The sequence below is a fragment of the Novosphingobium nitrogenifigens DSM 19370 genome (assembly GCF_000192575.1).
GTDB lineage: Bacteria > Pseudomonadota > Alphaproteobacteria > Sphingomonadales > Sphingomonadaceae > Novosphingobium > Novosphingobium nitrogenifigens.
The window spans coordinates 77,726-95,731 of record NZ_GL876931.1 but is presented as its reverse complement, the minus strand read 5'-3'; the positions used below and the strand labels follow the sequence as shown (position 1 = coordinate 95,731).

The following is an 18,006-nucleotide window of genomic DNA, read 5'->3' as shown; positions in this document are numbered from 1 at the left end:
ATGTCCCGATCAGGAGAGGCGGTTGCGGAAAAGCCAGGCGGCAAGCGGCAGCGACACTGCCGTGATTGCCGCCAGCGGCACGAAATCGAACGCGATGTCGGACAATCCGGCCCCTTCGAGATAGATCCGGCGGGCCATGTCGATGCCGAAGCGCAAGGGATTGACCATGGTTGCGAGCTGAAGCACGCGGGGCATGTTGCGCACCGGGGTGACCATGCCCGACAGGAGCATCATCGGCATGATGACGATGAACGTGTAGAGCATCGCCTGTTGCATGTTGAGCGACAGGGCCGAGATTGAAAGCCCCAGTCCCACCGCTGCCGTCGTGAACCCGATCAGGCAGCAATAGAGCAGGACCAGCGAGCCTTGCATCGGGATCTGGAACCAGAACCGGATTACCAGAAGGACCAGCGTGGACTGGATCAGGCCGATGGTCATGGCCGGAAGCAATTTGCCCACCATGATCTGCATCGGGCGCAAGGGCGTCACCATCAACTGGTCGAATGTCCCCTGTTCCCGCTCGCGCGCAACCGAGAGAGCCGCGATCAGCAAGGTCTGCATGAAACTGAGCGAGGCGATCAGCGTCGGGAGCAGGGACCATCGGGTGAGGAGGTTGGGATTGTACCATGCCCGCCGCTCGACCGTGACGGCCGGATGGACGCCCCGAGAGCGGTTGAAGTCGGCAACGATCGTGCCGATCTGCCCGGCAGCCGCCCCGGCGGTCGAGGAATTGCGCCCGTCGAGAACGACCTCGACCGGCGAGGCCTGCCCCCGGGTCAGGCGCTGGTCGAAGTCGGAGGGGATGGTGATGGCAACGGTCGCCTTGCCTGCATCGATCATGGCGGCGATCTGGGCCGGGGTCTCGAGCGTTGCGGCGCGGCGGAAGACGCCGGTTCCGTCGATCCGCGCCAGCAGGGCGGTCGAGGTCGCGCTGCGGCTTTCATCGACGACGACATAGGGCACATTGGTGAGGTCGAACGTCGCGCCATAGCCGAACAGGACCGACTGCATCAGCACCGGCACGAACAGGATCGTGCGGTTCGCCGGGTCCTTGATCACCGCCAGGAATTCCTTGCGGCACAGCGAGAGGATCTGGGCCAGCCAGACGGTGAGCCATTCCATCTCAGTCGAGCCTCTTGCGCAAGGTGCGGGTGGTCAGGAACCCCAGGCCGACGAGATAGAGCAGCAGAATGCCGCACGACTTGAACACCAGCGGCCAGACCGTTCCGGCAAGGAAGAGCCCCTTGATGAGGTCCATGAAATGCGTGGCGGGCAGCATCAGGCTGATGGCCCGGATCGCGGTCGGCATGTTGCGGATGTCATAGACGAAACCCGAAAGCATGGTTGCGGGCATGAAGCTTGCCAGCATGGCCATCTGGCTCGCCGCGAACTGGTTCCGCGTCACGCCCGAAATGAGCAGCCCGAGCATGAGCGAGACCGAGAGGTAGAGCAGCGAGGAGACGATGATGACCCCGAGCGAGCCGCGGATCGGGACATGGAACAGGAACCGCGCCGACGCGAGGCAGAGCGCCACGTCGATCGCGCCGATCACCATGTAGGGCGCCAGTTTTGCCATGACCAGTTCGAGCGGCCGGACCGGCGTCACGAACAGCGATTCGAGCGTTCCCCGCTCCCACTCGCGCGCGATCAGGAGCGATGTCAGGAACGCCCCGATCAGAGTGATGACCAGCACCAGCAGGCCGGGAACCAGATACCAGGTGCTGATGCTGGCGGCATTGAACCAGACCCGCTGGACAAGGCCGAGCGTACTGCCGCTGTCCATGCCCGGCCCCATGCGATCCTGATCGTGGAGAACCGAAAGCTGGATCGCGCCGTCGATATAGGTGCCGATGGTCATCGCCGAGGTCGCGTCATAGCCGTTGAGCAGGACCTGTATCCGCCCTTCGCCACCGGCCTTGCGCGCGGTGAAATCGACCGGGACACGAACGATGGCATCGACGGTATGCGCGCGCAGCAAGGCAACCGCGCGGCCCATGTCGGGAACTGCAACCGGGGCGAGATAAGGTGATCCCGAAAGACCTGCGACCGTATCCCGTGCGGTTTCGGACCGGTCCTCCAGAACCACGGCGACCGGCGCATCGCGCACGTCGAAGGAAAGGCCATAGCCGAACAGCAGGATCAGCGCGGCAGGCAGCAGCAGGCCGACCATGAGGTTGCTGCGGTCGCGCAGCATCTGCCGCGTTTCCTTGCGGATCAGGGCAATGAGCCGCGTGAGAAAACCGGACATGCCGCGCGTCACGCTGCCTCGCCTTTCCGGGCCAGAGCCGCGCGCGACTGTTCGACATTGGCGATGAAAGCCGTGTTCATGTCCATCGCACGATCGCCGCCTGCCTGTTCGCGCACTTGCTGGGGCGTGCCCAATGCGAGCATGCGACCATCATCCTGAATGGCGATGCGGTCGCAATATTCGGCTTCTTCCATGAAATGGGTGGTGACGATGATCGTCACGCCGTCCTGCGCGAGTGCCGTGATCGTGCGCCAGAACGCGCGGCGCGCCATGGGGTCGATGCCGCTGGTCGGTTCGTCGAGGAACAGGATGTCGGGTTCGTGCAGCAGGCCTGCGGCCATCGCCAGACGCTGCTTGTACCCGACCGGAAGAATGCCGCTGACCGCGCCGGGTTCGAGGTCGAACTGTTTCAGGACCGCTTCGATCCGGGCATGGGCCCGTTTGCGGGGGAGCCCATAGGCACCGGCAAAGAATTCGAGATTTTCCCGCACGGTCAGATTGCCGTAAAGCGCGAATTTCTGCGAGACATAGCCGATCCGGCCGCGCGCCTCGGCCCGGGCCTTGCGCAAGTTCAGCCCCGCGACTTCGAGATGGCCGCTGGTCGCGGGAAGCAGGCCGCACAACATGCGGAACGTCGTCGTCTTGCCCGCGCCGTTGGGGCCGAGCAGGCCGAAGATTTCCCCCTGCGCGACCGAGAACGACGTGCTGGCAACGGCCGTGAAATCGCCGAAGCGACGGACGAGATCGCGCACGACGATGACCGGGTGCCCGTCCCCCTTGCTTTGGGGCACGGTGGCTGCGGGGGCGTGCTCGGCAGTTTTGCCGCTATCGCCGTCATGTTCGCGCAGCAGCGCCATGAAGGCGTCTTCCAGCTCTTCCGTACGCGGTTCGAACGGGGTGTCGGGAAGAAGCTCGCGCAGCGCGGCCTCGTCGCAATCGGGCTGGCGGATGAACCACACCCGGCCGCCGCGCGGCACGGCATCGACGATTCGGTCGGGCGCGTCGATCAACCTGGCCTGGAGAACGCGCGCGGGCATGCCCGGCGGAGGCGCGGCTTCATAGGTCAGCCCTTTTGCCCGATGGCTGAGGTCTTCGGGCGATCCCTCGGCCAGCAGGCGGCCGCGATTGACCACGAAGACATCGGTGCAGCGCGCGGCTTCGTCCATATAGGCGGTGCTGACGATCACGCTCAGGTTCTCGCCCTCGATCAATTGTTCGAGGATCGTCCACAGATCGCGGCGAGACAGCGGATCGACGCCGACGCTGGGCTCGTCGAGCAGGAGCAGGTCGGGCGAGCGGACCAGCGTGCAGGCAAGGCCGAGCTTCTGCTTCATGCCCCCCGACAGCTTTCCGGCCGGACGCGCGGTGAAGCGCGCCATGTCGGTCATTTCCAGCATCCGCGAAAACCGCTCGCGCCGCTGCTCCATCGGCACGCCGTGGAGGTCGGCATAAAGGTCGAGGTTTTCCTGCACGCTCAGGTCTTCGTAAAGGCCGAAGCGTTGCGGCATGTAGCTGATGCGGTTCTGCACGGCCTGGGGACGCAGGCTCACATCCTCGCCCAGAACCTGCAAGGTCCCGGCGTCGGGCCGCAGCAACCCCGCCATCATCCGCATCAGGGTCGTCTTGCCCGCGCCGTCCGGCCCGGTCAGCGCGGTCAAGGTGCCCGCCCGGATCCGGAACGAGAGATCGTCGATGGCATCGAACGGCTTTCCGTCAGGCGCGACGAAGACCTTGCGCAGGCCTTGTGCGACAACGGTAAAGCCGGTGTCCGTCACCGGCTCGACCCCGTTTCGAGAGTCGCGGTCACCGGCTGCCCCAGACGCAGGCGGTTGCCCGGATCGTCCACCCAGACCCGCACTTCGTAGACGAGGCTGGTGCGCAGATCCTCGGTCTCGACCGACTTGGGCGTGAATTCGGATACCGACGAGATATAGCCGATCCGGCCCGAGACATATTGCCCGGGCATGCTGTCGGTCGTCACTTTGGCGGGAAGCCCCATGCGAATGCGGCCAAGGTCGGGTTCGGGCACATAGACGCGCACCCATTTGGGATGCGTGAGTGCAAGGTTGAACACCGGTTTCTGGGGCGTTGCCTGATCGCCGGGCTGAAGCAGTCGCGACCGGACGACGCCGTCCGAGGGCGCGACCAGATGCCCTTGATCGATCTGGTGCTGGAGCAGGGCGAGTTGGGCCTGCGCCGAAGCGACTTGCGCACGCGCCCCGGCAATTTCCTCTTCGCGCGGGCCGATCCGGGCGAGGCGCAAGGCTTGTGCCTGTTCGTCGGCGCGGGCTTGTGCCGCTGTGGCGTCCCTTGCCGCGCGGTCGAGATCCTGTCCGCTGACGCCGCGCCCGTCGGTCCGCCCGGCAATGTCGCGCATGCGCTTGAGATCGTCCTGTGCGCGGGCGGCCTGCGCCTGCGCATCGGCGAGCTTGGCCCGGCTTTCGGCGATTTCCTCGGGCCGCGATCCGTTGAGCAGCTTGCGCAGGTTCTGCTGCTGCTGGTCGAGCTGGGCCTTGGCCTGCTGCGCCTGCAATTGCAGCGTGACGGTGTCGAGTTCGGCAAGCACGGTTCCCGCGCGGACCTGATCGCCTTCCTCGGCGTTCATGCGGACGATCCGGCCATTGCCGTCGAAAGCCAGCGAGACCTGACGAAGATCGACATTGCCGTGGAGGACGATTTCCCCTTTGCCCGCCTTTCCGTCACCGCAACCGCCCAGCGATGCAGTCAAAAGGCCCAGACAACCGATGGCAAGCTTTCTCATTCCGTGAATCCCGACGCACCGGAATTGGCTGTCGCACGCTTAGACTAAATTGAATTTAGATTTCAACTCCTTTAAGGAGGGGAAACCAGACAGGATCGCGCAACGATGCCCAAAACTCTTCGTGTCGCCCGTTCGGACGGCGCCGCAACCCGGACCCGCATACTCGAAAGCGCCGGAAAGCTCTTTGCGGAGAACGGCTTTGCACAGACACCGAACAAGGTGGTCGCCGAACAGGCGGGGGTGGATCTGGCATCGATCAACTACCATTTCGGCAGTCGCGACGGGCTCTATCAGGCCGTTCTGGTCGAAGCGCATCGCCGCTTCATGCGGTACGAGGAAATCTCGGTCATCGTTGCGAGCGAGCGGACGCCGGAGCAGAAGCTCCATGCCCTGCTCGCAACTCTTGCCGGACGCATCATCGATGATGCTCCGTGGAACATGACCGTGCTCGCCCGCGAAATGCTGGCGCCTTCGGATCATCTTTCCCAACTGTTCCGGGACGAAGTCGCGCCCAAGATCGATCTCGTCCTCGGCGTCCTGAGCGAGATCACCGGCATTCCCGCAGATGCGCCGGAACTCATGTGCTGCCTCATCAGCTTTGGCGCTCCCTGCGCCATGCTGATCATCTTTCCCGAAAATCTTTCCCCGATCAGCCGCACCATCCACCAGATGTCGGCGACCGCGCTTGCCGAACATCTCTATCGTTTCACGATGGGCGGCCTGCATGCCGCCGCGCAGGCCTATCGCCAGTCGGATTGAAGCCTTTCGCTCCGCCTGCCAGGCCTTGCGGGATCAGTTGTCCCGCTTTTCCCGCACGAACCGATGGGGCCAGTCCGCATCGGGCGCGGCGTGAAGGGCCTCGATTTCCGCGCTGATGGTCTCGGCCCGGCTGCGCCAGCTGCCGTGCGTGGGGTCGAAGGCAAGGAACGAACCCCGGCGGCGGATCACTTCCTGTTGCAGGCGAACCGCGTTTTCGGGATCGTATCCGGCGTTCGCCATCAACCAGACCGACAGGCGATCGGCCTCGCGCTCGGTCCGGCGCGTGACATCGATCCGTCCGTGTGCGGCTTCCAGTTCGGTTTCGTGGTCGAGCACGGCATGGGCCATTTCATGCGCGACCAACGCGGCGAGGAGATCGGTGTCCCCGCCCAACTGGTCGACATAGCGATGACCGATATGGACTTCGTCCCGCACCGCATGGGCGTCGGTCTTTCCGTCATCGAGGAAAAATCGGACGTGGCAGGTGATTTCGGGGACCACGGTCACGGTCTTGCCGCCATAGAGCCCGAAATCGACATGGCCTTCGCGCGCGGCGGTCGTATCGATCAGGTTCTGCAACCGCTGGACGCGGGCGAACCAGTCCTGCCGGGGCGGGGGCATTTCATTGGCCATCACGCGGTTGCCGATCGAGCGGACCATGGTGTTGACCACAAGTCCTGCGCGGGCTCCGGGCGCTTCGTCGGCGAGCGCCCCGACGAAGATTTCGCCCGACGTGCCAAGGCCATAGGCCGTGCGCGTCGCGCGGGCATCATCATACGTGGCAAGGTCGGCCAGCATGATCCCGGTTTCCGGGGCCGTGCGTGCGCAATAGCGGCGGTTGGCGAGCGCCAGTTTCCATCCCACGCTCTGGACCGCACTGTCGGCGACCTGAAGACCGTCGACCGGCTGGGCCGCGAGGGGGGCGGGCGTCAAGACGGCGGCAAGCAGGGAAAAGGCGGCCAGAGGAAGGGAAGCCAGGCCCGCAATCGTGGTGCCGCGCGCTCTCGTCATCCCTTGCGGGCCGCGTCGACGGCTTCCTGCAACTTGTCCCGGCCGACGGCGCCCGGGATCACCTGACCACCGATCAGGAATGCGGGCGTGCCGTTGATGCCGAGCTGGCGGGCAAAGGCCAGATTGTGTTCGAGTTCCTGTTGCGCTTCCTTGCCCGCAGCGAACGTGCGCGCGGCATTCATGTCGAGCCCGGCCTTGGCGGCGGCAGCGGCAATGCTGGCGTCATCCGGGCGGGCACCTGCGAACATGGCGGTGTGATAGGCGGCGAATTTGCCCTGGGCGGCGGCGGCAAGCGCCATGCGGGCAGCCGGTTCGCTCTGGGGCGAGATGATCGGCAATTCCCGCATCACGACCTTGAGATCGGAATTGGCCGCGATCAGTGCATTGATGTCGGCAACGCTGCCCCGGCAATAGGTGCAGGCGAAATCGGTGAATTCGACGAGCGTCACCTTGCCCTGCGGATTGCCGAGCACCGCGCCGGGGAAGGGGGTTTCGAGAGCCGCGCGCACGGGCGCCAGTTTTTCGCTGGTTTCCTTGGCCTGAAGCTTGTCCATTGCTTCGGGCAGGATTTCCGGGTGGTCGAGAATGTAGGCGCGAACCAGCCCTTCGATCGCCGTGCGCTGGCGCGGATCGATCCCTGCGCTTGCCAGCTGGGCAGAGACGGCATCGTTGCCGACCGCCCGATGGCTGGCGAAATACCAGCCGAAACCGCCCGCGGCGATACCGACCAGAATGGCAAGGATATAGGCGAAACCGGAGCGTTCGGGCTTTTGCATGACCTTGCGTCTACTTCCTCTTCTTCGTCCGCTCAATCATCGCGCGCGAGGAAAAGGCGATGTCCTGTGCCCTGAGCCAATCGGGTGATCCTTTGGGGAGAGCCGCTTCTGCCGCTTCGGCATTGCGCATGGCTTCGGGGAACTGGAGCTGCATCTGTTCCTGCTCGGCACTGGCGAGGCGTGCACGGGCCGTGTCGCCTTCTGCTTCGTAGACGACGCCGAGCTGGTACCAGGCAAAGGGATTGTCGTGATCCTTGGCCACGGCGGCCTTGAGCACGCGTTCGGCCTCGACGAAATTGGCCTTGTCCTCGGTCGCGAGCAGGGCATGACCGAAAGTCGTCGCGATCAGCGGCTGGTTCTGGGTCAACTGGACCGCGCGGCGCAGAGGCGGGATCGCTTCCTGTGGACGGCCGGATTCAAGCAGGACCTGTCCCTTGAGTTCGAGCGCGTATGGGTCGTCGGGTTCCTGTGCGAGGATGGCGTCGGTCTCGGCCAGCGCTTTGTCCATGAAAGCCTGCTTGTGATAGGCATAGGCACGGGCATAGTGCGCGGGAATGTCCGTCATGTATTCGGGGTAGGCGGTCAGCGTGTTCTGCGGTTCGGCGAGATAGCCGTAGAGCTTGGCTTTCACACGCAGGAACCGGCGCTGGAGATCGGGGTCTTCCGGCTTGTTCCATGCCGGGTCCTGCTGAAGGGAATCCTGCAAGGTTGCCAGACGGTCCGACGTCATCGGGTGAGTGCTGTAGAATTCGCTCTCGGCGTCGCGCTTGAAGCCGTAGCGAAATTCGTAGCTTTGCAATTTCTTGAAGAAGTTGACCGATCCGCGTCCGGAAATCCCCGCCTTGGACAGGAACTTGACGCTCGCGGCGTCGGCGGTCGCTTCCTGGGCGCGGCTGAAAGCGAGATATTCGCCCAGCGCGGCCTGTTGTCCGGCAAGGAAGATGCCCAGACCTGCTTCGCCCGCGCCGCCTGCTGCCGCTGCTGCGCCGAGCAACAGTGAAAGCAGGGTGATGCCGGTTGCCGGACGTGCGCCTTCGTCGTTGCGGATGACGTGGCCGCCGACGATGTGGCCTAGTTCGTGGGCAAGGACGCCTTGCACTTCTTCGGCATGGTCGGCCGCCCCGATCAGACCGGAATTGACGTAGATCGCCTGCCCCCCCGCGACGAAGGCGTTGATCGACCCGTCGTTGAGCAGGATGACATCGACATTGTGCGGATCGAGGCCTGAGGCCGCGACGATCGGTGTCGAAAGGTCGCGGAAAAGGGCTTCGGTTTCAGCGTCGCGCAGGACTTCCTGCGCCTGCGCGTCCTCACCCGCGGCAACGAGGGACAGCGCGGCACAGGCAAGGAGACCCAGTTTTTTCAGCACTTGCCTGTTATGCTCCGACTGTCTGAACCATGGCTGAAGAGCGCGCATCGGCGACATCGGATGCCGTCACGCGAGCGAGGAAGCCGGCCACCCGGTCGAGCGCGCGCCGGTCGTGCAGGAACGGGCGGGCAAAGCGCATGATGAGGCCTTCGTGCCCGATGCCTTCGATGACGTGGGTTTCGGTGCGGGCGCCAACGCCGGCCAGCGTGCGCGCAAGCGCGAGGCTGTGGCGCGGGGCGACGCGTTCGTCCCGCTCTCCGTGAAGCAGGAGAACGGGTGGGGCGTTGCCGTGGACATGGGACAAGGGCTGGGTCGCGGCCGGATCGTCCGCATGCCCGAACGTCGCGATCGTCACCGGATCGTCGAGCGGGAGGAAGTCATAGGGACCGGCAAGCCCGATCGCCCCGCGCAGGATGTCGTGGGAAAGCCCGGCCTGGGCCAGCCACGACCGGTCGAGCGCGAGCATGACCGCGTTATAGGCCCCGGCCGAATGACCCATGAGCACAATTTTTGCCGCATCGCCTCCGAGTGCCGGGGCTTCCCGGGCGATCCACCGCATCGCCTCGGCCCCGTCCTCGAGCATGGCGGGATAGATCCCGTGGGGATGCAGGCGATACCCGGCGAGAACCACCGCATAGCCGAGCGGGGCCAGCGTGCGGGCGATGAAGCTGTAATCGTGCGGATCGCCGTCCATCCAGCCGCCGCCATGGATGAACATGACGATCGGCAGCGCGCGACCTGTCTTTGCCGGATCGAGATCAGACGCCGTGGGCACGAACATCCGCAATTTCTGCGCCGGGTCGGGGCCATAGGCGTGGGACGCGACGGCCCGCACCGCGCCGCCGACGGCAAGCATGCGATCGACTCCGTCGAGCAGGGCGACGGGATTGCGGCTCATGGCGGTGCGGATCCCGGCAAGGCCGAGCCCGCCGACCAGAAAGAGGCCAAGGCCGATCCACCCACCTGCACCGATCGTGCCGGGCGCGCGCGTGGATGAGGGCAGGGGGAGCAGGGGCATCGTCACCATGGCTAACATCTCGCGCCGCGAGCGCGAAGGACGATTGTTGGCCATGGCGGACGGGAGATTGTCGGTCAGTCGGTGAAGTGTCTGGCCGCGCGGGTCAGCAGGAATTCGTCATCCGCGATTTCGCCGACGATCCGCACATCCCCGTCGGGCATGCGACGGACCATGACCAGCGCGAATTCGGCGCCGTTCTGCGCGAGGCTGGCGAGGGGCTGCGACGGCAAGGCGCGCAGGACCGCCGTCATTTCCCGGCGTCGCGCCGCGCCGACGGCAGCTCCGCCCCGGCGCAAGGACCGCTCGATCGCGATCACTCCTTTGAGACCGCCCGGTGCCGTCGTCAGGAATGCGGCCAGTTCGCCGCGTCCGAGGCCGATGCGTTCGGCATGGGCAAGCACGGTTGCATATTCGGTCAATCGCGTCTTGTCGTAGTCGGTGCCGAAAACCAGCTTCATCAGTGGAATGAGCGGCGCGCGGTCCTGCGCGACCAGACCCGCTTCGGCGATCAGGCGCGCATAGTCGTCCGGCGCCGCCCGGGCCGCGAGCGCAAAGTCCCAGGTCCGTTCGATCGCGGCATAGAGCGCCTGTCGGGTGCGGTCCTCGGTGGCGCGGGCGCGCTGGGCCGATGCGCGCGCGGTTTCGAGCCATTCGCTCAAGGAACGCGGTTCGCGCTCTTCGACCGGTTCGAATGCGGGCGGAGGAAACGTGCCGAAATCATCCTCGACCCGATTTTCGACGTAAGGAGCAAGGTCGAGCGGAATGTCGTCGTGACCGTCGCCGGAATCTTCTTCTGCAAAGGCCGTGGGGGACAGCGGCGTGACCGATGCGGCCGGGCCGTCGGCCCAGCTTCCCAGTGTGAGGCGGTCATGCGCAGGGACGGCCGGGCGTCGCACACTGGCCTGCTCTTCCAGCGCCTGACCCAGTTCGACCATCAGGGCGTCGGTCGTGTGCTGGTCGGCGAGTTCCTTCCAGTTGATGACGCCGTAAATGTGATCGATCGTTTCGTCGGTGCTGGAAAAGGGCAGCAGAATGCCGCGATAGAGAATGGTCAGCCCGTGCTGATTGACGAATTCGGCCTCGAACCCGATCGGCGCCTCGTTGGCGATGATCTGAAGATAATGATCGGTGATTCGTGACAGGACCGAGCGCCCGGGCACATCCGACAGCCGGTGGATCGTGTGATCTTCGCCGCATTCGGCAGCCAGTGCCTCGCCCAGAAAGACCACTTGGGGATCATCGATGCCTTCATCGAAACGCAGCAGCACCGAGTTGGGTGAAAAGTCGGGCCTGCCGTATTCGGTGAGGGAATCTGGCGAGGGAAAACGCCGGTTTCCAAGCAGGCTCGCCCAGAAATTGTAGGCGCGGACCTGCATCCGGCGTTCGTCCTGGCCGATGATGGGCGGGGGCGAATCGATCACTTCATCATGATCGTCGTCCGACCAGACATCTTCGGGATCCAGATTCGAACCGCGCAGGAAATCCATATGGCAAACGCACCCTTCCGAGGCGGACAGGCCGAGCAAGATCGGCGCAGCCTGCCGCATCGAACGGGTTTTCGCGCAACATGGTGAAAAATTGTCTAATGCCGACCTGCGGTGAGCTTGTCTCACCGCAGGTTGGTATCAGGCTCTCAGGTGTTGGCCATGGGCGGGAACACGCCGCTCATCGGCACGAAGCCGGGATGGAACCGCACGCGGTCGCACCAGCGGCGCAAGGCCGGACGGTCGCGCAGGCTGAGCCCGCCGTCCTCGCATGGGGCGATCGAGACGAAGGCGGCGATGTCGGCGATCGTCGGGTGCGTCCCGGCCAGCAGCCAGCCGTGTCCGGCGCGTTCGGCAAACCACATCCGCCGTTCGACTTCGTCGAGCAGGCGCTCGGCCTGTGCCTTTGCCTCGGCAAGGTCGCCGGGGACGCAGAAGGTTTGCATCAGTCGCGCGGCGCCCGCGCTGGCGGCAAGATCGCGCGCGATGCCGAGCCAGCCGACAAGCGCGGGATCGGTTGCCGGATACCAGTCCGGCCCATGGGCAAGCGCGAGATGGGCGAGGATTTCCTGCCAGTCGGTGAAGACCGTGTCGCCATCGACCAGCACCGGCAGCGTGCCGAGCGGGTTGAGCGCGAGGAATTCGTCACTGCGATCGTCATGGCCGGGATAGACGTCCATCCCTTGCAGTTCGAGGGGCAGCCCGAGAAAACCGGCGAGCAGGCGCACGGCATAGGCCGGGGCGACATGATGCGCATCATAAAGGATCATGCCACGCACTCCAGCTGGCGGCGCAAGGCGGCGAGCGCGCGGTCGGCAGCGGCGCAATCGCCATTCGCGACCAGCCCGCGCACAATGGTTTCTGTGTCGCCGAGCGGCTGCAGGGTCAGCGCAAGACCGGGTAGGTCCGCTTGCGCCAGCGCGGTTTCGACCTCGGCCAGAGGACGCGCCACCGGCACGGCACGGATCGCGGCGCCTTCACCTAGCACCGGGGGCTCACCCACCGGATCGACACCGGTCCAGATCAGACCGGCCGACACGGCGACGGGCCACGCCTTTGCGTGGATCGAGCCGGGCACTTTCATGTCGGGCTGTGCCGGGATGAACGTGCACGCGCCACCCTTGGCAAAGCGCCAGGCGTGGTATTGGCAGCGCAATTCGTCGCCCACCACTTCGCCCAGCGAAAAGCGCACGCCGCGATGGGGGCAGCGATCTTCCCAGACTTGCACGGCGCCGTCGCTCGCGCGCCAGATCGCCAGTTCCCTGATTGCCTGGTCGTTGCCGCCAAGGGCCGTGCGATAGATATGCCCGGCAGGAACGTCGTGTTCGGCCGCAACCGCGTACCAGTTTCCCGGAACCATGGTCATGCCGCCCGTGCCTGTGCCGGAATGACGCCATAGGTCATGCCGATTTTCGAAAGCCAGCGGCGATAGGCGACCGAGGACTTGTCGGCGGCGATGGGCAATTCGGCGCCATCGGCGAGCGGAAGGCGCTTGGGCACCTGATTTTCGAGAATGGGCTTGTCCTGCATGAAGATCAGCTGCTGGAACGTGCGCAAGTCGGCGGCAGTGGTACCGTCGGGCAGGCACAGCAGCAGCGGGTGGGCAATCGATTCTTCTTCGCTCACCGGCTGGGCGAACAGGAAGATGACGTCGAAGCGGTCGCGGTGAACCGGATTGGCCTTGTAGAGGCAGGTCGCGAGCGGGCGTTCGACCTTGTAGACATAGTCGACCATGAACCCTTCGGTCGCGGCCGGGGATGCCTGCGGCTGGAACATCTTGCATCCGGTGGCGATGATCCCGCCTTCGGGCAGGGCATCGACCTTGTAGGGCAGGACTTGCGTGTGCGGGTCATCGCCCAGATAGCGGGCGTGGACATAGCCGAGATGGCCAAGATCGAGGAAGTTCTCGATCACGCGGGGGCCTGCGGTCTGGACGCGAATCGATCCCACGGTGACGGCGGGGCGGTCGGGCTCGTCCGCTTCGGGAATGGCAAGGACCGGGCGCTCGGGCGTGCCGAGGCAGACCCAGACGAGGCCATAGCGTTCATCCTGATGCAACGGCACATCATCGGTGCGGCGTGCGTGAAAGGCGCCGTCCGCATCGGCAGCAATGACGAGCGGCACGCCCAGAAGCACCGTCTCGACCGGAGGCCCGGACAGGAGGGTGCAGGTTTCCGCGACCGGGTGCCAGTCGTTCCACAGGATCGGATCGATCGTGCTCATGCTATCTATGTGCGTCCCGTTTGTTTGTCGAAATCGTTGTCGCGACCGGTTCGCCTAAGCTGTCCGGCTCGCATGTCCAGCGTCGTTTTTCGTTCGCTGCGTTGCGGTGATTGGGGCGGGTGTCCTTGTCAGGGATCAACTTCGGGGATCAACGTCGGAGATCAACCCGAGACCGTTTTGGGGGTGTTCGCAAAAGCGCAACGCGGCTATCGGGCCGGCCACCCGTTCGCTTTTTTGGTTTTGCGCACGCGAAAAATGGCGTTGGCCCGGAGCAGTGGCCGACGATAGAGTTCGCCCGCGCCGGAAAGTGGACAGGGTGGGCCCCGGAGGGACCGCGGGTGGTTGTTGCGCACAGCCGCCCGTTCGGGGTGTGACCGGTTGAGTCAGGGAGAAAACATGAGGACTTCGAAGTATCGGAGCCGTGCAGACCTGTGTCTGCCGGCTGGGGGACATTATACTCTGCGTCGCAGGCTGGGGCTGGTTTCGGCTCTGGCTCTGGCAACGGTTGCGGCGCCTGCTTTGGCACAGACCGCTGCCGCACCGGACGGGGATGGGGAGGCAGCATCGGGGGCTGCTGCGCCGATCACCGACATCGTCGTGACCGCGCAAAAGCGTGAAACCAGCGTTCAGCGGACGCCGCTTGCGGTCACCGCGCTGTCGTCCGACCTGCTCAAGCAGAATGCGGTGGTCGACGCGGTCGATCTCAACGGGCTCGTGCCGGGGCTGGTGATTTCGACCTCGGAAGGGTTCGAGCGCAATCTCGCGATTCGCGGCATCGGCTTCAACGTGCCGCAGAACGACAGCGCGCAGCCGTCGATCTCGTACCACGTCGATGGCGTCTACATCGCCAATCCGGTGGCCTTGAACACCAATTTCCTCGACGTCGATCACGTCGAAGTGGTGCGCGGGCCGCAGGGCACCGTCTATGGCCAGAATTCGACCGGCGGGACGGTCAATCTGGTCACCGCACAGCCCAAGCTTGGGCAGACCACCGGCTTTGTCCATTTCGACACCGGCATGTACGCGCTTGCCCAGTTCGAAGGCGCGGTGAACGTGCCGATCGGCGATACCGTCGCCGTGCGCATCGCCGGGCAGGGCACCCACCACGACGGCTATGCCAATGCGACGCAGGTGCCGGGCACCAACGGCCATTACGGGCTGTCGGATGAAAACAGCCTGCATGGCCGTATCACGCTGCTTTACGAGCCGACCGACAAGTTCTCGCTCGTCCTGCGCGCCGAATATGCCCATGCGCGCAATCACGAGACCGAAGGCAAGAACATCTTCGATCCCAATCCCAATCCGTGGCAGCAGACGTCGGATTGGCCGGGGATCATGAAGTACGACAACACCGTCTTCACCGGCACGCTCAATTACGACTTCGGCTGGGCCAAGCTGAAGGCGCTGGGCAGCTGGCAGATGGTGCGCCAGAACGGTTCGGTCAACGAAGACGGTCTCGACCTTGCGACGGCGGTTTCGACGTACGGCTATCCGGGCGGAACCTACGGCTATACCGACGTTCACGATCTCCAGTATTTCTATCACCGTTCGACGGCCAAGACCGGGGAAGTCGACCTCGCTTCGCCTGGTGGTCAGTTCGTCGACTGGATCGTGGGCGGCTTCTATCTCTCGTCGGACTATCACGTCGGCTATGACCAGTATGCGGTCCATGCCTATCCGACGACCGGGGATCCGTCCTCGCTCGTCAATCAGCTGTTCCCGACGGTCACCGATGCGAACTCGCTCGGCTTCGACAGCCCGAACGGGTTCTTCTATCCCTATTTCTATTCGATCTCGTACCTGACGCGCGAATCCTGGTCGCTCTATGGACAGGCGACGATGCATCTGACGCATACGCTGCGCCTGACCGGCGGGATCCGCTATACGCAGGACCGCAACAGCACCAGCATCTGCGACTATGCCTGCTCGACGCCGGTCGACGTGTCGAAGTCGAACAATGCCTGGACCGGCAAGGTCGGCGTGGAATTCGACGCCGCACCGCACACGCTGGTCTACGGCAGCTGGTCGACCGGGTTCAAGCCGGGCGGCGGCAACATCTCTGCTGCACCGATCCGCCTAGGCTACACTTACGATCCCGAAACGATCAAGGCCTGGGAACTGGGGGTCAAGACCACCCAGCTCGACGGCAAGCTGCGCCTGAACGTCGCCGGGTTCTATTATTTCTACAAGAACCTGCAGTTCGAAGGCGAAGACGCGATCGCCTATCAGGGCGGGGTCGCCAACATTCCCAAGCTCCATGTCTACGGCATCGAGGCGGAAATGAATGCGGTGCTGCCCAAGGGCTTCCGCTTTGACGGCAACGTCACGGTCGAAGGCAGCAAGATGACCGAGCACTACCTGCTGCTCGACAACATCCGCGGCTACAACATCGACAAGCAGACCTTCGCCCAATATCCCTATGGCGATACCTGCGTCTTCGCGAGCTCGGCTTGCGCAGCACAGGACGTTGCGGCCCGGTCGTCGGCCTATTATGACGTCTACGGCAATCCGGCGCCGAACCTGCCTTCGGTCACGGCCATGGGCACGCTCAGCCATGTTCTCGACCTCGGGCGCGGCAGCTCGCTGACCACTGCGTTCCAGGGTGAATATCGTCACAGCTACGTCAATGCCGCCTATGGCGACGTGGTGATCGACGGCGTCCACGTCTATCGCACGCCCGGCTACACGCTGTGGAACCTCTCGTTCCGCTTCAAGCCGCGCGATCCGCGCCTGACGTTCTCGGCGGTGATCAAGAACATCACCAATTCGGGAGCCGTGCTGGGACAGTTCACCAACCAGTTCGGCGGCGAAGTCACGCGGCAATATACCCCGCCGCGTCGCCTGATCGTGTCGGCCGAATACCGGTTCTGACCTGACCGACGAAGGACCGGGAGCGCGGGGAAAGCGTTTCCGGTCCTTTCTTTTTGGGGCCTTGCGGCGGCTTGCCGTTGGCCTTGTCCCCGCTTCAACCTATGGTCCCGCCCCATGTCGACCGCTGCCTCTTCCGCTATCGAATCCGCGCCCACCGGCTGGCTTGATCGCCGTTTCCGTTTCCGTGAACGCGGCAGCAACGTGCGCACCGAAGTGCTTGCGGGCTTCACCACCTTTTTCACCATGGCCTATGTCGTGGTGGTCAATCCCGCGATCCTCGGGATGGCGGGAATGCCGGTTGCGGGCGTCGCGACGGCAACCTGCATCGGCTCGCTGTTCGCGTGCCTATTGATGGGGTTCCTTGCCGATGCACCGGTCGCGATGGCGCCGGGCATGGGGCTCAACGCCTATTTCAGCTTCACCGTGGTTCAGCAGATGCACTTGCCCTGGCAGGTCGGTCTGGTCTGCGTGTTCCTGTCGGGCCTCTTTTTCCTCTTGCTGACCCGGCTCGGGGTGCGGCAGATGGTGATGTCGGTCATCCCGCATCACCTGCTGGCGGCGGTCGCGGCCGGGATCGGCATGTTCATCGCCCTGATCGGGTTGAAGAACGCCGGGATCGTCGTTGCCAATCCCGACACCATCGTTGCCCTGGGCAAGATGACGGCGGGCGGCCCGGTGCTCAGCCTGATCGGTCTTGCGGTCATCATCGGGCTCACTCTGCTGGGTGTGCGCGGCGCCATTCTCATCTCGATCCTGGTGACGACCGTCATCGGTATCGCGACCGGCATGGCCCCGGTTGCCCCCACGCATCAGGGCTGGGCCGACATGGGTTCGACCATTCTCGCGCTCGATCCGGCATGGGCATGGCGCCTGTTCGGCCACGGTTGGGGCGTGCTCGAAGTCGTGTTCGTGTTCCTGTTCGTCGATCTGTTCGAGAATATCGGCACGCTGGTTGCGGTCACGCGCAAGGCGGGGCTGGTTCGGCGTGACGGCACGATCCCCGGCCTTGATCGTATGCTCTATGCCGATTCGATTTCCTCGATGATCGGCGCGCTGCTCGGCACGACGACCGTCACCAGCTATGTCGAAAGTGCGACCGGCGTCGAAGTCGGCGGGCGCAGCGGGCTGACGGCGGTGGTGACAGGTCTCCTGTTCCTCGTCGCCTTGCCGTTCGCGCCTTATGCGCAACTGGTTCCGCTGGCCGCGACCGCGCCCGCGCTGATCGTGGTGGGCGCGTTGATGATGGCGCCGCTTACGGAAATCGACTGGAACAAGAGCGACGAGGCGATTTCGGCCTTCCTCGCGCTGGTCATGATCCCGCTGACGTTCTCGATCGCCAACGGCCTTGCCTTCGGCATCACCAGCCATGCGCTGATGAAAGCATTCCGGCGCGAATTCGGGCGCGAGAACTGGCTGCTCTATGTCCTGGCAGTCCTGTTCGTATTCCGCTTCGCCTATATCGCCGGGGTGTGAGCAAGCGGCGGAA

15 protein-coding genes are annotated in these 18,006 nt (G+C 64.5%); 3 read left to right on the top strand and 12 right to left on the bottom strand.

Annotation, left to right across the window (positions count from 1 at the left end; genetic code table 11):
- Positions 1-9: 9 nt before the first annotated feature.
- From Y88_RS08430 to Y88_RS08415, 4 genes are read right to left on the bottom strand one after another with little or no spacing between them, the layout of a single operon-like run.
- Entirely contained in the window at positions 10-1,122 is a 1,113-nt protein-coding gene (locus tag Y88_RS08430; protein WP_008068338.1) for an ABC transporter permease, read from the bottom strand.
- Between the two features lies 1 nt (position 1,123).
- A complete protein-coding gene (locus tag Y88_RS08425; RefSeq protein ID WP_036500425.1) occupies positions 1,124-2,248 on the bottom strand; it encodes an ABC transporter permease in 1,125 nt (374 codons plus the stop codon).
- A gap of 8 nt (positions 2,249-2,256) precedes the next feature.
- Positions 2,257-4,023, bottom strand: a complete 1,767-nt coding sequence (locus tag Y88_RS08420) for an ATP-binding cassette domain-containing protein (RefSeq protein WP_008068334.1) — start codon at positions 4,021-4,023, stop codon at positions 2,257-2,259.
- Entirely contained in the window at positions 4,020-5,009 is a 990-nt protein-coding gene (locus Y88_RS08415) for an HlyD family efflux transporter periplasmic adaptor subunit (protein ID WP_008068333.1), read from the bottom strand. The genes Y88_RS08420 and Y88_RS08415 overlap by 4 nt, the downstream gene beginning before the upstream one ends.
- Before the next feature lie 105 nt (positions 5,010-5,114).
- Here Y88_RS08415 and Y88_RS08410 point away from each other — a divergent pair, with 105 nt between their 5' ends.
- Entirely contained in the window at positions 5,115-5,768 is a 654-nt protein-coding gene (locus Y88_RS08410; protein WP_008068330.1) for a TetR/AcrR family transcriptional regulator, read from the top strand.
- Positions 5,769-5,801: 33 nt separating this feature from the next.
- Here the strand turns inward: Y88_RS08410 and Y88_RS08405 are convergent, their stop codons facing one another.
- From Y88_RS08405 to Y88_RS08370, 8 genes are all read right to left on the bottom strand, one after another.
- Positions 5,802-6,779, bottom strand: coding sequence for a M48 family metalloprotease (locus Y88_RS08405; RefSeq protein WP_008068328.1), 978 nt, complete (start codon positions 6,777-6,779; stop codon positions 5,802-5,804).
- Positions 6,776-7,555 (bottom strand): DsbA family protein, encoded by a 780-nt coding sequence (locus tag Y88_RS08400; RefSeq protein ID WP_008068326.1) that lies wholly within the window; start codon positions 7,553-7,555, stop codon positions 6,776-6,778. The genes Y88_RS08405 and Y88_RS08400 overlap by 4 nt, the downstream gene beginning before the upstream one ends.
- Before the next feature lie 10 nt (positions 7,556-7,565).
- On the bottom strand, positions 7,566-8,924 hold the full coding sequence (locus tag Y88_RS08395; protein WP_008068325.1) for a M48 family metalloprotease: 1,359 nt from the start codon (positions 8,922-8,924) through the stop codon (positions 7,566-7,568).
- Positions 8,925-8,931: 7 nt separating this feature from the next.
- Positions 8,932-9,996 carry an alpha/beta hydrolase gene (locus Y88_RS08390; protein ID WP_008068323.1) on the bottom strand — a complete coding sequence of 355 codons (1,065 nt, stop codon included), beginning with the start codon at positions 9,994-9,996 and terminating at the stop codon, positions 8,932-8,934.
- 20 nt (positions 9,997-10,016) lie between these two features.
- Positions 10,017-11,489, bottom strand: a complete 1,473-nt coding sequence (locus Y88_RS08385; protein WP_008068322.1) for a PAS domain-containing protein — start codon at positions 11,487-11,489, stop codon at positions 10,017-10,019.
- 86 nt (positions 11,490-11,575) lie between these two features.
- The gene (locus Y88_RS08380; protein WP_008068321.1) at positions 11,576-12,196 is read right to left on the bottom strand and encodes a glutathione S-transferase family protein; all 621 of its coding nucleotides are present in this window, start codon (positions 12,194-12,196) and stop codon (positions 11,576-11,578) included.
- On the bottom strand, positions 12,193-12,792 hold the full coding sequence (locus Y88_RS08375; protein WP_008068320.1) for a Rieske (2Fe-2S) protein: 600 nt from the start codon (positions 12,790-12,792) through the stop codon (positions 12,193-12,195). The genes Y88_RS08380 and Y88_RS08375 overlap by 4 nt, the downstream gene beginning before the upstream one ends.
- On the bottom strand, positions 12,789-13,649 hold the full coding sequence (locus Y88_RS08370) for an aromatic ring-hydroxylating oxygenase subunit alpha (RefSeq protein ID WP_008068318.1): 861 nt from the start codon (positions 13,647-13,649) through the stop codon (positions 12,789-12,791). The genes Y88_RS08375 and Y88_RS08370 overlap by 4 nt, the downstream gene beginning before the upstream one ends.
- A 396-nt stretch (positions 13,650-14,045) precedes the next feature.
- Between Y88_RS08370 and Y88_RS08365 the strand changes: the two genes are divergently transcribed.
- Both Y88_RS08365 and Y88_RS08360 read left to right on the top strand, forming a co-directional pair.
- Positions 14,046-16,520 carry a TonB-dependent receptor gene (locus tag Y88_RS08365; protein ID WP_008068317.1) on the top strand — a complete coding sequence of 825 codons (2,475 nt, stop codon included), beginning with the start codon at positions 14,046-14,048 and terminating at the stop codon, positions 16,518-16,520.
- Between the two features lie 114 nt (positions 16,521-16,634).
- On the top strand, positions 16,635-17,993 hold the full coding sequence (locus tag Y88_RS08360) for an NCS2 family permease (RefSeq protein ID WP_008068315.1): 1,359 nt from the start codon (positions 16,635-16,637) through the stop codon (positions 17,991-17,993).
- Positions 17,994-18,006: the final 13 nt, after the last annotated feature.

What these genes read in the sequence shown, in the direction of transcription:
- Y88_RS08430 (WP_008068338.1), bottom strand. Translation starts at nt 1,122, where the DNA reads ATGGAATGGCTCACCGTCTGGCTGGCCCAGATCCTCTCGCTGTGCCGC.
- Y88_RS08405 (WP_008068328.1), bottom strand. Translation starts at nt 6,779, where the DNA reads ATGACGAGAGCGCGCGGCACCACGATTGCGGGCCTGGCTTCCCTTCCT.
- Y88_RS08375 (WP_008068320.1), bottom strand. Translation starts at nt 12,792, where the DNA reads ATGACCATGGTTCCGGGAAACTGGTACGCGGTTGCGGCCGAACACGAC.
- Y88_RS08425 (WP_036500425.1), bottom strand. Translation starts at nt 2,248, where the DNA reads ATGTCCGGTTTTCTCACGCGGCTCATTGCCCTGATCCGCAAGGAAACG.
- Y88_RS08400 (WP_008068326.1), bottom strand. Translation starts at nt 7,555, where the DNA reads ATGCAAAAGCCCGAACGCTCCGGTTTCGCCTATATCCTTGCCATTCTG.
- Y88_RS08380 (WP_008068321.1), bottom strand. Translation starts at nt 12,196, where the DNA reads ATGATCCTTTATGATGCGCATCATGTCGCCCCGGCCTATGCCGTGCGC.
- Y88_RS08415 (WP_008068333.1), bottom strand. Translation starts at nt 5,009, where the DNA reads ATGAGAAAGCTTGCCATCGGTTGTCTGGGCCTTTTGACTGCATCGCTG.
- Y88_RS08410 (WP_008068330.1), top strand. Translation starts at nt 5,115, where the DNA reads ATGCCCAAAACTCTTCGTGTCGCCCGTTCGGACGGCGCCGCAACCCGG.
- Y88_RS08370 (WP_008068318.1), bottom strand. Translation starts at nt 13,649, where the DNA reads ATGAGCACGATCGATCCGATCCTGTGGAACGACTGGCACCCGGTCGCG.
- Y88_RS08385 (WP_008068322.1), bottom strand. Translation starts at nt 11,489, where the DNA reads ATGCGGCAGGCTGCGCCGATCTTGCTCGGCCTGTCCGCCTCGGAAGGG.
- Y88_RS08390 (WP_008068323.1), bottom strand. Translation starts at nt 9,996, where the DNA reads ATGGCCAACAATCGTCCTTCGCGCTCGCGGCGCGAGATGTTAGCCATG.
- Y88_RS08360 (WP_008068315.1), top strand. Translation starts at nt 16,635, where the DNA reads ATGTCGACCGCTGCCTCTTCCGCTATCGAATCCGCGCCCACCGGCTGG.
- Y88_RS08365 (WP_008068317.1), top strand. Translation starts at nt 14,046, where the DNA reads ATGAGGACTTCGAAGTATCGGAGCCGTGCAGACCTGTGTCTGCCGGCT.